Here is a 14,754-nt window from a genome sequence, read left to right on the forward strand (position 1 = left end):
CGAGACCCTGCCGGGCGGCGTTCGTCGGCGCCCGCGGAACCTGGACTGGTGCGCGGACCGGCTCCGGATCAGCCGAAGCGCACGATCTCGAAGCTCAGCCGGCCCTGCTCGTCGCGGCCGACCGAATAGCCCAGATGCTCGCGCACGCTGTTGTCGGAGTGGAAAGTCAGCACCACCGGCTTGATGTGTTCCAGCTCGGATTCCTGGATGTATTCCGAGTTGGCGATGATGACTTCGTCGCCGCGCTGGCAGGTGCGCGCGGCCGCGCCGTTCAGGATGCAGCAGCGCGAGCCGCGTTCGCCATAGATCACGTAGGTGCTGATGCGGGCGCCGGAATTCTTGTTCCAGATATCCACGAATTCCATGGGCAGGATGCCTGCGGCCTCGCAGTGGTCGGGATCCAGGGTGATGGAGCCGTGGTAATCCAGGTCGGCCCCGGTGACGCGAATGCCATGCAGTTTGGCGCGAACGATTTTTCTCACTTGGAAATCCGGAGAAGGGAATTGAGCAGGCGACATTCTAGCGCGTTGCGCCGCAGCATCAGTTCCCGGCGGGAAAGCCTCTCCGGACATGTGCGTCTCATTATAATGTTATGTTCATCGAATGAGGCGGCGTGTCGCATGGGTGGCACGGGCGCCGGGTTCGAGCATGCGGATCATCGGACGGAACACTATGTTTGCTGCGCGGGAGGCCTGGAAGGCCGGGCTGTGGGCACCCAGGCATTGGGCGGGCAACATCGCGGCGGGCGTGATCGTCGGCGTCGTGGCCCTGCCGCTCGCCATGGCTTTCGCGATCGCCTCCGGGGTCAAGCCCGAACAGGGCCTGTACACCGCCATCGTGGCGGGGGTTGTGGTGTCCCTGTTCGGCGGCAGCCGGGTGCAGATCGCGGGCCCCACGGGCGCCTTCATCGTCATCCTGTCGGGCATCGTCGCGGAGCACGGGGTCGCGGGCCTGCAGCTGGCCACCCTGATGGCCGGCCTGATCCTGTGCGCCTTCGGCCTGGCCCGCCTGGGCGGCGTGATCCGCTATATCCCCCTGCCGGTGATCCTGGGCTTCACGGCCGGCATCGGCATCATCATCTGGGTCGGACAGTGGCAGGCCTTTTTCGGACTGCCGGCGGTGCAGGGCCATTTCTTCCACGAGAAGCTCTGGTTCCTGATGCGGAACCTGCCGCGGCTGGACCTGGTGACCACCGTGTTCGGGTTCGGGTCGCTGGCGCTGGTGCTGCTGCCCCGGCGGGTACAGGTCCTGCGGCGGGTCCCCGGCCCCCTGCTGGCCTTGGTCGCGGCGACGGTCCTGCAGGGGATCTTCCAGTTCCCGCAGCTGGCCACCATCGGCAGCACCTTCGGCGAACTGCCGCGCGGGCTGCCGCTGCCGCATTGGCCCGGGGGCGGGCTGGACCGGATCGTGCCGCTGATCGGTCCGGCATTCACCATCGCCTTGCTGGGTGCCATCGAGTCCCTGCTGTCGGCCGTCGTCGCCGACAGCATGGCTGGGACGCGGCACGACTCGAACGCCGAACTGTTCGGCCAGGGCCTGGCCAACGTGCTCAGTCCGCTGTTCGGCGGGATCGCGGCCACGGGCGCCATCGCCCGCACAGCCACCAGCATCCGCAGCGGCGGGACCGCGCCGCTGGCCGGGGTGGTCCATGCCGCGGTGCTGGCCCTGGTCCTGCTGGCGTTCGCGCCGCTGGCGCGCAACATTCCTCTGGCCACCCTGGCCGCGATCCTGTTCGTGGTCGCCTGGAACATGAGCGAGGCGCACCGTGTGGTGCGCCTGGTCCGGCACGCGCCGCGCGCGGATGCCGTCATCCTGTGCCTGACCCTGCTTCTGACTGTCTTCGCCGATCTCGTCGTGGCGGTCAACATCGGCATCGTGTTGTCCGTCCTGCGTTTCCTGCATCGCATGGCCTCCAGCGTCGACGTGGCGCCGGTGGCGATACCGGACGGAACGGCAGGCAGCGGGGGACCGCGCGTGCGCGCGCTGCGGGTCCGGGGGCCGCTGTTCTTCGCGGCCGTCGAATCCTTGCGGGCGGCGTTCCGGGACGAGCACTCGTCCGTGCTGATTCTGTGCCTGGACCAGGCGCCGTTCGCCGATGCCACGGCGCTGCAGGCGTTGGACGACGAGATCGTCGCCGCGAGGGGGCGCGGCGTGCGCGTGATCCTGTGTGGCGCCGATGCGCCGATCCGGGCCAAGCTGAGTCGCATGGGCACGTTGTCCCGGCTGGGGGCGGGCGATTTCCAGCCGGATCTGGCGGCGGCGCTGGAAATGGCGGGCCGGGCGAATCCGGAATCCGCCTAGCACGCCTGCCGGATCAGCCCGGCGGACACGCCGCCCCGTCAGGCCGGTTCGCATGCCGGGGCGCGGGGAAGCCGCTACGGCCGGGCGCGCGGCGGCTTGCCGGGCGCCCATTCCACGCCGTGTCGGGCCAGGTATTCGCGGATCAGTTGCCGCACCACTTGCGAGGGCGTCAGATCCTGGCGAGCGCAGAGTTGCTCGAAGGCCTTCTTCTTGTTCGGATCGATCAGGACCGTCAGACGGGCGGTCTTGTTTTCCAGCGGGGCAGGGCTCATGGTTCGGGGCAGGGGCCTGTTCACACTCATCAAAGAGATCGCGTCGGGTGTCGGACCGGTGCGGTGGCCGGCAACGGCGGTCGGGTCCGCAGGGTTTCTTTCAGTCGTGCTTCCAGGGCCTTCGGGAAGCCCGGGCGTTCAGTGGGCGGCAACAGGCGGTCCAGCGTCGCGATCCGGTCGGCGTCATAGCGGCGGGCCGAGCCCAGCGCCGTTTCCAGCGTGTTGGCGAGCGCCGTCATTTCGGCGGCGTCGCATTGCGCCAGGATCAGGGCGTGGACGAGCCCCACGTGGCGGTCGGGCGCGTGGCCCGGGATGCGCCGCCAGACCTGCGCGGTGCCGGCGATCTTGCGGGTGGGCGCCGGCACGGCCAGATTGTACCGGCCGTCGCAGAACGAGCCCTCGACCGCCTGCGTCCGGGTCTCGATACCGAAGGCGGCCAGCGCATCGCTGATCAGCGCGCACAGGTGCCGGTAGAGGGCTTCGGAATGGTCGAGTGGCCGGCCGGCGAAGGCCTGCGCCAGGCTCAGATTCAGGATGCCGGGCCCCTGAGGCACCACGCCGCCGCCCGATTGCCGCACATGGACGGGATAGCCTCTGGCGGCGAAATCGGCCTGGACCGCCGCGAATCCCGGCCGGGCCGCATAGGTGCGCGGTACCACCAGCCCCGGGGCGGCTCGCCAGAGGCAGGCGACCGGTTCCCGGGCGGCGGGAGCCAGTAGGCTCTCGTCGGTCAGAGGGCCGGCGTCGGGCGGTGTGTCCAGCAGGCGGTAGGCGGCGGGGCGGGAATCCGGCATGGCCTCAGGACAGCTGGGTCGCTGCGAAGGTGTCGTCGTCCATGAACAGGTAGCGGATCGCGTCGATCAGGCCCACCACGACGGCCAGGGGCATGAAGATCCAGCAGAGGACCAGCACGCCCAGGCCCCAGCCGATCTGGCCCAGGTAGAAGCGGTGCGCTCCCAGCCAGCCCAGGAAGATCGCCAGCACGATGGCGATCCTGCGCTGGCCGGCCGGACGGCCCAGGGCCTCGCCGCGCGAATGCAGGATCCACAGGCTGGCGGGGATGGTCAGGGCGATGGCCAGCAGGACCTTGCCGGTATGGGCGCGCAGATAGTCCGCCGCGGCGAGATACAGGTCGCCGAAATTGCGGATCAGCAGGCCCGTCAGGGACGAAATCCAGGCGAAGACTTCGCGGAAGACGGTTTCCCCGAAGCTCAGGGCGAGCAGGATGACGAGGAAGATCGCCACGACCAGGATCAGTTTCTTCAGCATGGGGTCCTGTGCTTGAGTGGTCCGGACGGCCGCCGGGCGCCTGCCCGTCGAGGCAGGCACAAAGCCCCATTCTATCGGGAATTCAGCGCGCGCAGGCCTGCCGGATCGCGTGGTCCCATTCGGCCAGCCGCCGGGCCGCCTCGCCGCGCGGCATGGACGGCTCGAAGCGGCGCTCGACGCGCCACAGCGATTCCAGCTCCCCCAGGTCGGCATAGACGCCCGCTTGCAGGCCGGCGAGGAAGGCCGCACCCTGCGCCGTGGTCTCCACCATGGTGGGGCGCAGCACGGGGATACCCAGCAGATCCGCCTGGAACTGCATCAGCAGGTCGTTGACGCAGGCGCCGCCGTCCACGCGCAGTTCCCGCAGCGGCGCCGCGCCGGCCTCTTGGGCGTCGCGGCTCATGGCCTGGAGCAGGGCGGCGCTTTGGTAGGCGATGCTTTCCAGAGCGGCCCGGGCGATGTGGGCCATGGTGGTGCCGCGCGTCAGGCCGGTGATGGTGCCGCGTGCATCGGGATCCCACCAGGGCGCGCCCAGGCCGGTGAAGGCGGGCACGAACATCACTCCGCCCGAGTCCGGCACGCTGCGGGCCAGCTCCTCGATGTCGCTGCTGCGCACGAAGGCACGCAGGCCGTCGCGCAGCCACTGGACCACGGCGCCACCCACGAACACGCTGCCTTCCAGGGCGTAGACGGGTCGGGCGTCGGGCTGCGCCGCGCTGGTCGTCACCAGGCCGTTGCCGGAAACCTGGAAGCGCTCGCCCGTGTGCATCAGCATGAAGCAGCCCGTGCCATAGGTGTTCTTGGCCATGCCCGGGCGGAAGCACGCCTGGCCGAACAGGGCGCTCTGCTGGTCGCCGGCCACGCCGCAGATCGGCACGGCATGGCCCAGGAGGTCCGGGTCGGCGGCGCCGTAGTCGGCCGAGGAAGGCAGGATGTCCGGCATCATGCGGGCCGGCACATCCAGCCGGCCCAGCAGGTCTGGATCCCAGGCGTTGCGGTGCACGTCCATCAACATGGTGCGTGCCGCGTTGCTGACGTCGGTCAGGTGGCGCCGGCCGCCGGTCAGATTCCAGATCAGCCAGCTGTCGATGGTGCCGAACAGCAGGTCTCCCGACCGGGCGCGGGGACGCGCGTCGGGCACGTGGTCCAGGATCCATTTCAGTTTGGTGGCCGAAAAATAGGCGTCGATGCGCAGCCCGGTGCGGTTCAGGATCTCGGGTTCCAGGCCCTGCGCGCGCAGTTCGGCGCAGGTCGGCTCGGCCCGGCGATCCTGCCAGACGATCGCCGGGTGGATGGGCTTTCCCGTATGGCGGTCCCAGACCACCGTGGTCTCGCGCTGATTGGTGATGCCGATGGCGCGGATGTCGCGCGCGGCGATGCCCGCCCGGTGGATGGCCTCGCACATGGTGTCGCGCTGTGTCTGCCAGATTTCCAGCGGGTCGTGCTCGACCCAGCCGGGCCGGGGATAGTGCTGGGTGAATTCCCGCTGCGCCAGGCCCACGATGCGGCCCTGGCGGTCGAAGACGATGCTGCGGGTGCTGGAAGTGCCCTGGTCCAGGGCGAGCAGGTAGGTCATGCCTTCGCGATTCCTTGATTAGTGTGAACAGGCCCTAAAACCTCAGGGGGCGATGACGCAGTCCACGCCGGCGGCCTTGAGCAGGCCGGGGAAGGGGTCCGGGGGGCGGGCATTGGTGAACAGGCGGCCGATCTGGGACAGTTCCCCCAGCCGGACCATGGCCGGCCGATGGAACTTGCTGGTATCGGTGGCCATCCAGACTTCCCGGGCCGACTGCATGATGGCCTGGGACACCTTCACCTCGCGGAAGTCGTAGTCGCGCAGCGTGCCGTCGGCCTCGATGCCGGAGATGCCCATCAGGGCGATGTCGGCGCGGAACTGGCGGATGAATTCCACCGTGGCCTCGCCCACGATGCCCAGGTCTCGGGACCGCACGCTGCCGCCGGCCAGGATGACTTCGCAGCCAGGCTGCTGGCCGAGCGTGCAGGCCACGTTGACATTGTTGGTGATGACGCGCAACCCCGTGTGGCCGGACAGGGCTCGGGCGATTGCTTCCGTGGTGGTGCCGATATTGATCAGCAGCGAACAGTCGTTGGGGATTTCGCGGGCGACGGCGCGGGCGATGCGTTCCTTTTCGGCGGCATGCAACTGGGCGCGCTGGCGGTAGGCGATGTTCTCGATGGTCGAATTGGGCAGCCGGACCCCGCCATGGAAACGGACCAGCAGATTGGCCTCGGCGAGGCGCTGGACGTCGCGGCGGACCGTCTGGACCGTGACGTCCAGGTCGCCGGCCAGGGCTTCCAGGCTGCAGGAACCCGAGCCCTGCAGGCGGTTGAGCAGCTTGATCTGGCGGGGATTGGGATGCATGGAATCGGCCTTCGTCATGACCGGCTCACTGTACAGCGAAAGGAAAAGAAAGAATCTTAGGGTTTATATGGACAGCAAAAAGAGTGAAAACGAACAATAATTCACAAAAAGGAACTTCCGGAGTAAGTGCTCATGCAACTCGAGCTGGTTCGCGTCGGCAAGAAGGTCGGTGCCGAAACCTGGCTTCATCCCCTGGATCTGGCGCCGCGGGAATCCGCCGTCACGGTCCTGCTGGGTGTGACCCGCGCCGGCAAGACCAGCTTGATGCGGTTGATGGCCGGCCTGGACGCGCCCACCACCGGCCGGGTTCTGGTCGACGATGTGGACGTCACCGGGTTGCCGGTGCGCCGCCGCAACGTCGCCATGGTGTATCAGCAGTTCATCAACTATCCGTCCATGACGGTCGCCGCCAATATCGCCTCGCCCCTGCGGTTACGCGGCGAGGCCGGCTTCATGTCCCGGGTGCGCGAGATCGCGCGTACTCTGCATATCGACGAATTCCTGGATCGCCTGCCGTCCGAGCTGTCCGGCGGTCAGCAGCAGCGCGTCGCCCTGGCGCGCGCCCTGGCCAAGGACGCTCCCCTGATGTTGCTGGACGAGCCGCTCGTCAACCTGGACTACAAGCTGCGCGAGGAACTGCGCGAGGAGCTCGGCGCCCTGTTCGACCAGGGCCGATCCACCGTCGTCTACGCCACGACGGAACCCGGCGAAGCGTTGCTGCTCGGAGGTTATACGGCCGTTCTGGACCAGGGCGAGTTGCTGCAGTATGGCCCGACGCTGGACGTGTTCCGGCGACCCGCCTCGATGCGGGTGGCGCGCGCCTTCAGCGACCCGCCCATGAATTTCCTGGCGGCCCGCGCCGGCCGCGCGGCAGTCAGCCTGCGGGCGCTGGCCGGCGTGAGTCTGCCGGCCGGGCAGGACGTGCCGGACGGCGACGTGACCGTCGGGCTGCGCGCGGCCGACCTGTCGCTCACCGATCAGGGCGGCGACTGCCGGATCCCGGGGCGGGTCCAGCTCGCCGAAATTTCGGGTTCCGCCACCTACGTCCACGCCGATACGCCCGTCGGCAATCTGGTGGCCCAGGTGCCGGGCGTCCGGCATCATGACTTGGGCGACGCCGTCACTCTGCATTTCTCCAGCCGCCGGGCCTATGTGTTCGGCCCGGACGAATCCCTGTTGCGGGCGCCCCTGGCGCGGGAGGCCTGAGATGGCGCGCATCGAACTCCAGCTGGCGCACAGCTACGCGCGAACCGTCCGTTCAGACGCCGACTATGCGCTGCTGCCGCTGGATATCACTTTCGAGGACGGCGGGGCCTACGCCTTGCTGGGGCCGTCGGGCTGCGGCAAGACCACCATGCTCAACATTATCTCGGGCCTGGTCACGCCGTCGCACGGCGCCATTCGTTTCGACGGCGTGGACCGCACCCACGCCACGCCGCAGGAGCGCAACATCGCCCAGGTGTTCCAGTTCCCCGTCATCTACGACACCATGACGGTAGGCGAAAACCTGGCGTTTCCCCTGCGCAATCGCAAGGTGCCGGAAGACCGGATCCGCGAGCGTGTCGGGCGCATCGCGGAAATGCTCGATCTGTCCGCCCAGCTCGACCAGCGGGCGGCCAATCTGGCAGCCGACGCCAAGCAGAAGATTTCCCTGGGACGCGGGCTGGTGCGCCCGGACGTGTCGGCGGTGCTGTTCGACGAGCCGCTGACGGTGATCGACCCCCACCTGAAATGGGAACTGCGCCGCAAGCTCAAACAGATCCACCACGAGCTGGGCCTGACGCTGATCTACGTCACCCACGACCAGGTCGAGGCCATGACCTTCGCCGACCAAGTCCTGGTGATGGCGCGGGGCCGGGTGGTCCAGCAGGGCACGCCCGCGGACCTGTTCGAACGCCCGCGCCATACTTTCGTGGGGCATTTCATCGGCTCGCCCGGCATGAACTTACTGCCGGTCGAGGCGCGAGCGGACGGCGGGCTTTGGCTGGACGGCCTGCGCCTCGGGCGTCCGGAATCACCGGAATTGCCCGCCGGGCCGTTGACCCTGGGAATCCGCCCCGAATACCTGCGCCTGGCCTCCGAAGGCGACCCGGACGCCGTGCCGGCCACGGTGTCCCAGGTGCGCCACGTCGGCACCAGCCAGTTGCTCAGCGTCCGGATCGGCAGCCATGAGGCGAAGGCCCATCTGCCGGCCGAGGCCGCCCCGCCCGCCGAGGGCGCGGCCGTGCGCCTGGTCCTGATCGGCCCCCATACCCGCTACTACCGCGATGAGGAACTCGTGGATGAGTCCGGATACGGATCAGTCCCTTCGGACTGATCCGTGTCTGACGAATCCAAGCGGCATGCAGGCCGCGAGGTGGAGAGCTCGTAGCCCAAGGAAATAATATGAGTACCATCAAACCCGTCAATCAGAAGGCCTGGTGGCTGATCCTGCCAGTGATCCTGTGCGTGGCGTTCTCGGCGATCATCCCGCTGATGACCGTGGTCAACTATTCCGTCCAGGACATCATCTCGCCGGACAATGCGGTATTCGTCGGCACGGAATGGTTCGCCAGCATCATGCGCGACGAGGACCTGCATGCCGCCTTGTGGCGGCAGTTGCTGTTCTCCGGCGCCGTGCTGGCCATCGAGATCCCCCTCGGAGTGGCGCTGGCACTGTCCATGCCGGCGCGCAGCTGGCGGGCCTCGGCCGTGCTGGTGATCGTCTCCCTGTCGCTGCTGATTCCCTGGAACGTGGTGGGCACGATCTGGCAGATATTCGGCCGCACGGACATCGGCCTGTTCGGCTGGACGCTGGCACGTCTGGGGCTGGACTACAGCTACGTCGGCAACCCGATCCACGCCTGGCTGACCGTGCTGCTGATGGATGTCTGGCACTGGACGCCGCTGGTGGCGCTGCTCGCCTACGCCGGCCTGCAGTCCATTCCCGAAGCCTATTATCAGGCCGCCAGCATCGACGGCGCCAGCAAATGGGCCGTGTTCCGCTACATCCAGCTGCCCAAGATGCGCGGTGTGCTGATGATCGCCGTGCTGCTGCGCTTCATGGACAGCTTCATGATCTATACAGAGCCCTTCGTGCTGACCGGCGGCGGTCCGGGCAATTCCACCACTTTCCTCAGCCAGTACCTGACGCAGAAGGCCATCGGCCAGTTCGACATGGGGCCCGCGGCCGCCTTTTCCCTGATCTACTTCCTCATCATCCTGATGTTCTGTTTCGTGCTGTACAACTGGATGCTGCGCGTCGGCACCCGGGACTCGGGAGCCGCCCATGACTGACCGTTCGTTCCTGCCGCGCAAGCGCACCGTCTTCTTGATCCTGTACCTGCTGTTCGCCCTGGTCCCCATCTACTGGATGGTGGTCATGAGCTTCAAGACCAACCAGGGCATCCTGGCCGAGTTCTCCCTGTTTCCCCGCGAGTTCACGCTGGACAACTACCGGCTGATCCTGTCTGATCCTTCCTGGTACATGGGTTACGTGAACAGCCTGATCTATGTCTGCATGAACATGGTCATGGCGATCGCCGTGGCCCTGCCGGCGGCCTACGCCTTCTCGCGCTATTCCTTCTTGGGCGACAAGCACGTGTTCTTCTGGCTGCTGACCAACCGCATGACGCCGCCCGCCGTGTTCCTGCTGCCATTCTTCCAGCTCTATACCACCCTGGGATTGATGGATACGCACTGGGCCGTGGCGCTGGCGCATCTGCTGTTCAATGTGCCGTTGGCGGTCTGGATCCTGGAAGGCTTCATGAGCGGCATTCCCCGGGAAATCGACGAGACCGCCTATATAGACGGCTACAGTTTTCCGCGCTTCTTCCTGACGGTCTTCCTGCCGCTGATCAAGTCGGGGGTGGGGGTGGCGGCTTTCTTCTGCTTCATGTTCAGCTGGGTGGAACTGCTGCTGGCGCGTACGCTGACCAGCGTCGACGCCAAGCCCATCGTGGCCATCATGACCCGCACGGTCTCGGCCTCTGGCATGGACTGGGCCACCCTCGCGGCGGCCGGCACGCTCACCATCGTCCCGGGCGCCATTGTCATCTGGTTCGTGCGCCACTACATCGCGAAGGGCTTCGCGATGGGCCGAGTCTAGGACCCGTCCACACTAAAGGAATATGCCATGTTCGACTGGATGGTCTGGACCACCCCCACTGCCGTGTTCTTCATCTGCATCGCGCTGATGCTGGCTGGCATGACGGTCTGGGAGATCCGCTCGCCCACCGTGCTGCGCAAGGGCTTCCTGCCCATGGCGACCACGCGCGGCGATCGCCTGTTCATCGGCCTGCTGGTGGCCGCCTACATCAACCTGGCCTTCCTCGGCCTGGGCGAGACCTTCATGGACTGGTTCGCCCTGGACGAGGAGCCCTCCGTCTGGATCAGCTTCGTCCTGTCCATGGGCGTCCTGACGTTGGTAATGAAAAAGGGATGAGCCTGGACTGATGACAGTCCCCTGCGGACTGTCATCAGCCTGGCGAATCGGAGCCGCTTGCAAGCGGCGACGTGGAGAGATGCCACGGCTGGAGAAGTCCCCTGCGGACTGTCATCAGCCTGGCGAATCGGAGCCGCTTGCAAGCGGCGACGTGGAGAGATGCCACGGCTGGAGAGTCCCCTGCGGACTGTCATCAGCCTGGCGAATCGGAGCCGCTTGCAAGCGGCGACGTGGAGAGATTTCCGGCGCCGGACTATTTCCCCGGGCGGCGCCGGCCTGCAGGGCAGGGGAGCACACAGAGGAGAACATGATGAGATTCAGCCATACCGCCTTGGCGCTGGCCGTCGCCTGCGCCCTGGGAGGCCAGGCCGCCTGGGCCGGCACCGTCGAGGCCCAGAAATGGGTCGACAGCGAATTCCAGCCGTCCACGCTGAGCAAGGACCAGCAGATGGCCGAAATGCAGTGGTTCATCGACGCCGCCGCAAAGCTCAAGGCCAAGGGAGTCAAGGAAATCAACGTGGTGTCCGAGACCATCACCACCCACGAATACGAATCCAAGGTCCTGGCCAAGGCTTTCGAGGAAATCACCGGGATCAAGGTCAATCATGACCTGATCCAGGAAGGCGACGTGGTCGAGAAGCTGCAGACCTCCATGCTCTCGGGCAAGTCCATCTACGACGGCTGGATCTCCGATTCCGACCTGATCGGCATGCACTACCGCTACGGCGAGGTCCTGTCGCTCACCGACTATATGGAAGGCGCCGGCAAGGAGTACACCAATCCGGGCCTGGACCTGAAGGACTTCATCGGCACGTCCTTCACCACCGCGCCGGACGGCAAGATGTACCAGCTGCCCGACCAGCAATTCGCCAACCTGTACTGGTTCCGCTACGATCTGCTCAACCGTCCCGACTTGAAGGAAAAGTTCAAGGCCAAGTACGGTTACGAACTGGGTGTGCCGGTCACCTGGACCGCCTACGAGGACATCGCCAAGTTCTTCTCCGAGGATATCAAGACCCTGGATGGCAAGCCCATCTACGGTCACATGGACTATGGCAAGAAGGATCCGTCCCTGGGCTGGCGCTTCACCGATGCCTGGCTGTCGATGGCGGGTTCGGCCGACAAGGGCACCCCCAACGGCCTGCCGGTGGATGAATGGGGCATCCGCGTGGCCGATGACAAGTGCACGCCGGTGGGCGCGTCCGTGGCCCGCGGCGGGGCGACCAATTCGCCGGCCGCCGTCTACGCCCTGACCAAGTACATCGACTGGATGAAGCAGTACGCGCCCAAGGTCGCGCTGGGCATGACCTTCTCCGAAGCCGGCCCCGTGCCGGCCCAGGGCGAGATCGCCCAGCAGATCTTCTGGTACACCGCCTTCACGGCCGACATGACCAAGAAGGGCCTGCCGGTGGTCAACGAGGACGGCACGCCCAAGTGGCGCATGGCGCCGGCCCCGCACGGCCCCTATTGGAAGGAAGGCATGCAGAACGGCTACCAGGACGTGGGCTCGTGGACTTTCTTCAAGAACCACGATCCGAACAAGGTCGCCGCCGCCTGGCTGTACGCCCAGTTCGTAACCGCCAAGACGACCTCGCTGAAGAAATCCATCGAGGGGCTGACCTTCATCCGCGACAGCGACATCCATAGCGACTACTTCACGAAGAACGCCAACAAGTACGGCGGCCTGATCGAGTTCTATCGCAGTCCGGCGCGCGTGGCCTGGACCCCGACCGGCACCAACGTGCCCGATTATCCGAAACTGGCGCAACTGTGGTGGCGCAACGTGTCCCAGGCGATCGCCGGGGAAAAGACGCCGCAGCAGGCCATGGACAATCTGGCCAATGAAATGGACAAGGTCATGTCGCGCCTGGAGCGCGCCGGCATGAAACGCTGCGCGCCCAAGCTCAACGAAAAGAGCGATCCGGCCAAGTGGCTCAGCGATGAGCACGCCCCGTGGAAGAAGCTCGCCAACGAGAATCCGAAACCGGAAACCGTATCCTACGATTCGCTGCTGCAGGCCTGGAAGGAAGGCCGCGTCCGTTGAAGGGAGTGTGAAACGATGTCCCAGACTGCTGTCCTGCCGCCCGCCACGACGGATCGGGATCGATTGCTGCATGATCTCGAGGCTTTGTCCGAGGTCGACCTGATCATCGTCGGCGGCGGCGCCAGCGGTCTGGGCGTCGCCCTGGACGCCAGGCTGCGGGGCCTGTCGGTCCTGCTGCTGGAGTCCCACGATTTCGCCGGCGGCACTTCTTCGCGAGCGACCAAGCTCGTGCATGGCGGTGTCCGCTATCTGGCTCAGGGCAATATCGGCCTGGTGCGCGAAGCTCTGCACGAGCGCCGGGCGCTGCTGAACAACGCGCCGCATCTGGCACAGCCCCTGGCCTTCATCATGCCTGCCTACCGGCCCTGGGAAGTGCCGTTCTATGGCACCGGCCTGAAGATCTACGACGCCCTGGCCGGTTCCGCCAGTCTGGGCCGCACCGAATGGCTGGGGCGCGCCTGCACGGCGGCCCGGCTGCCGGGCGTCAGCACGGCCGGACTGTTCGGCGGCGTCCAATACTGGGACGGCCAGTTCGACGACGCCCGGCTGGCCCTGGTCCTGGCCCGCACCGCAGCCGCCCAGGGCGCCCTGGTGCTGAATTACTGCCCGGTCGTCGACGTGCTGCACGAGAACGGCCGGGTCAGTGGCGTGCGCTGGCGCGATGCCCTGGATGCGGGTGGACGTCGCGCGGGCACGGTCCGCGCCCGCTGCGTCATCAACGCCACCGGTGTCTGGGTTGACGACCTGCGCCGTCTGGACGATGCCGCCCGGGGGCAGGATACCGCCCCCATGGTGGCGCCCAGCCAGGGAGTGCACCTGGTGGTCGATCGGTCCTTCATGCCGTCCGCCGAGGCCTTGCTGGTTCCGCGCACCCGCGACGGCCGGGTGCTGTTCGCCGTGCCCTGGCTGGGGCACCTGATCCTGGGAACCACCGATACGCCGCGCGACGCCGTGGTCCGCGAACCCCGGGCGCTGCCCGAGGAGATCGCCTTCATCTTGAATGAATCCGCCCACGTACTGGCGCGCCCCCCCCGGGCCGGGGATGTGCTCAGCGTCTGGGTCGGACTGCGTCCCCTGGCGCGGCCAGCGCGCGAGGAGGGGGGCGGCACCAAGATCATCAGCCGCGAGCATACCGTCCGGGTCAGCCCTTCCGGGCTGGTGACCGTGACCGGGGGCAAGTGGACCACTTACCGTTCCATGGCCGAGGATGTCCTGCGTCATTGCCAGGACGCGGGGCTGCTGCGGGATCTGCCTCCCTGCCGCACGGCCCGTTTTCCGCTGCTGGGGGCGCCGGCGCCCGGCGCGCCCGCCGTCCGGCTGACGGAGCCGCCAGGGCTGCACGCCTATGGTACCGAAGCCGCCGACGTGCAGGCGCTGCCGGGCGCCGGCAACGAGTTGGGCCTGGGTCTGACCGAGGCCATGGTCCGCCATGCCGCGCGGCGCGAATATGCCCGCACGATCGAGGATGTGCTGGCTCGGCGCCACCGGATGCTGTTTCTGCATGCTGACCGGGCGATCCAGGCAGTTCCCGCAGTTTCACGCATTCTGGCGGAGGAAATCGGCTCGAACGGCGATCCGGACGCCTTCCTGGCTTTGGCCGAGCAGTATCGCCACGTTCCGTCCTGACCGCGTCCCGCGCGGCTCGCATACGCGTCGCGTCCGCCGGGGGGCGCCGATCGCTTTCCAGCCTGCCGGCGGGGCGGAAGCCCGGCGGCTGGCGTTTCTTCCCGTCTCCTTGCGACTCCTCGCCACGGATACACCATGTTGCTCCCTGGCAACATTCATTAGGGTAAGCCATTATTCGGTCATGGTTTTCCCTAGAATAAATTACATCCAAAAACAAAAATTTCTTTTGTTAAATGTTAAGTAGCGTCAAAATTCTGGACAGTTAAGGCTATACTCCTACCGTCCATGTCAAATGTGCATGTAAATGTATTTTTGATGTCTGAATTTAATTATTGTGACTGGCAATTTGTGACAATTGATTCAGGGGCAGGCATCGCCACCGGCTTGCCTGCGACGAGGCCGGTTTCCGCTCGCGGGATCCGGTAATAGCCAAAAG

14 protein-coding genes are annotated in these 14,754 nt (G+C 66.5%); 8 read left to right on the forward strand and 6 right to left on the reverse strand.

Translation table 11 applies throughout. From position 1 onward, the window contains the following. Positions 1–68: 68 nt before the first annotated feature. A complete protein-coding gene (gene panD / locus ACTPOE_RS01425; RefSeq protein ID WP_458870409.1) occupies positions 69–482 on the reverse strand; it encodes an aspartate 1-decarboxylase in 414 nt (137 codons plus the stop codon). Between the two features lie 190 nt (positions 483–672). Between panD and ACTPOE_RS01430 the strand changes: the two genes are divergently transcribed. Next, the gene (locus ACTPOE_RS01430) at positions 673–2,301 is read left to right on the forward strand and encodes a SulP family inorganic anion transporter (protein WP_458870410.1); all 1,629 of its coding nucleotides are present in this window, start codon (positions 673–675) and stop codon (positions 2,299–2,301) included. A 74-nt stretch (positions 2,302–2,375) separates the two neighbouring features. Here ACTPOE_RS01430 and ACTPOE_RS01435 read toward each other — a convergent pair whose 3' ends face one another. The 5 genes from ACTPOE_RS01435 to ACTPOE_RS01455 all read right to left on the reverse strand — a co-directional run bounded on the left by ACTPOE_RS01435 (position 2,376) and on the right by ACTPOE_RS01455 (position 6,225). After that, positions 2,376–2,558, reverse strand: coding sequence for a ribbon-helix-helix protein, CopG family (locus tag ACTPOE_RS01435; protein ID WP_458872723.1), 183 nt, complete (start codon positions 2,556–2,558; stop codon positions 2,376–2,378). A 44-nt stretch (positions 2,559–2,602) separates the two neighbouring features. Further along, complete coding sequence (locus tag ACTPOE_RS01440) at positions 2,603–3,367, reverse strand: lipoyl protein ligase domain-containing protein (RefSeq protein WP_458870411.1); 765 nt, start codon at positions 3,365–3,367, stop codon at positions 2,603–2,605. 4 nt (positions 3,368–3,371) lie between these two features. After that, positions 3,372–3,842 (reverse strand): TM2 domain-containing protein, encoded by a 471-nt coding sequence (locus ACTPOE_RS01445; RefSeq protein WP_458870412.1) that lies wholly within the window; start codon positions 3,840–3,842, stop codon positions 3,372–3,374. An 82-nt stretch (positions 3,843–3,924) separates the two neighbouring features. Beyond that, positions 3,925–5,418 (reverse strand): glycerol kinase GlpK, encoded by a 1,494-nt coding sequence (gene glpK, locus ACTPOE_RS01450; protein ID WP_458870413.1) that lies wholly within the window; start codon positions 5,416–5,418, stop codon positions 3,925–3,927. A 42-nt stretch (positions 5,419–5,460) separates the two neighbouring features. Continuing rightward, positions 5,461–6,225 carry a DeoR/GlpR family DNA-binding transcription regulator gene (locus ACTPOE_RS01455; protein ID WP_458872724.1) on the reverse strand — a complete coding sequence of 255 codons (765 nt, stop codon included), beginning with the start codon at positions 6,223–6,225 and terminating at the stop codon, positions 5,461–5,463. Positions 6,226–6,357: 132 nt separating this feature from the next. On the opposite strand from ACTPOE_RS01455, the gene ACTPOE_RS01460 reads away from it, so the two are divergent. The 7 genes from ACTPOE_RS01460 (at position 6,358) to ACTPOE_RS01490 (ending at position 14,318) form a co-directional block, all read left to right on the forward strand. Then, positions 6,358–7,431: an ABC transporter ATP-binding protein gene (locus ACTPOE_RS01460; RefSeq protein WP_458870414.1), complete on the forward strand. Its 1,074-nt coding sequence runs from the start codon at positions 6,358–6,360 to the stop codon at positions 7,429–7,431. 1 nt (position 7,432) lies between these two features. Beyond that, complete coding sequence (locus tag ACTPOE_RS01465) at positions 7,433–8,542, forward strand: ABC transporter ATP-binding protein (RefSeq protein ID WP_458870415.1); 1,110 nt, start codon at positions 7,433–7,435, stop codon at positions 8,540–8,542. A 68-nt stretch (positions 8,543–8,610) separates the two neighbouring features. Then, entirely contained in the window at positions 8,611–9,501 is an 891-nt protein-coding gene (locus tag ACTPOE_RS01470; protein WP_458870417.1) for a carbohydrate ABC transporter permease, read from the forward strand. After that, a complete protein-coding gene (locus ACTPOE_RS01475; RefSeq protein WP_458870418.1) occupies positions 9,494–10,312 on the forward strand; it encodes a carbohydrate ABC transporter permease in 819 nt (272 codons plus the stop codon). The genes ACTPOE_RS01470 and ACTPOE_RS01475 overlap by 8 nt, the downstream gene beginning before the upstream one ends. 27 nt (positions 10,313–10,339) lie before the next feature. Beyond that, positions 10,340–10,648 (forward strand): DUF2160 domain-containing protein, encoded by a 309-nt coding sequence (locus tag ACTPOE_RS01480; protein WP_458870420.1) that lies wholly within the window; start codon positions 10,340–10,342, stop codon positions 10,646–10,648. Positions 10,649–10,958: 310 nt separating this feature from the next. Further along, on the forward strand, positions 10,959–12,692 hold the full coding sequence (locus ACTPOE_RS01485; RefSeq protein WP_458872725.1) for an ABC transporter substrate-binding protein: 1,734 nt from the start codon (positions 10,959–10,961) through the stop codon (positions 12,690–12,692). Positions 12,693–12,707: 15 nt separating this feature from the next. Next, positions 12,708–14,318: a glycerol-3-phosphate dehydrogenase/oxidase gene (locus ACTPOE_RS01490; protein ID WP_458870421.1), complete on the forward strand. Its 1,611-nt coding sequence runs from the start codon at positions 12,708–12,710 to the stop codon at positions 14,316–14,318. Positions 14,319–14,754 lie beyond the last annotated feature (436 nt).

The sequence above is a fragment of the Castellaniella sp. WN genome, assembly GCF_054457555.1.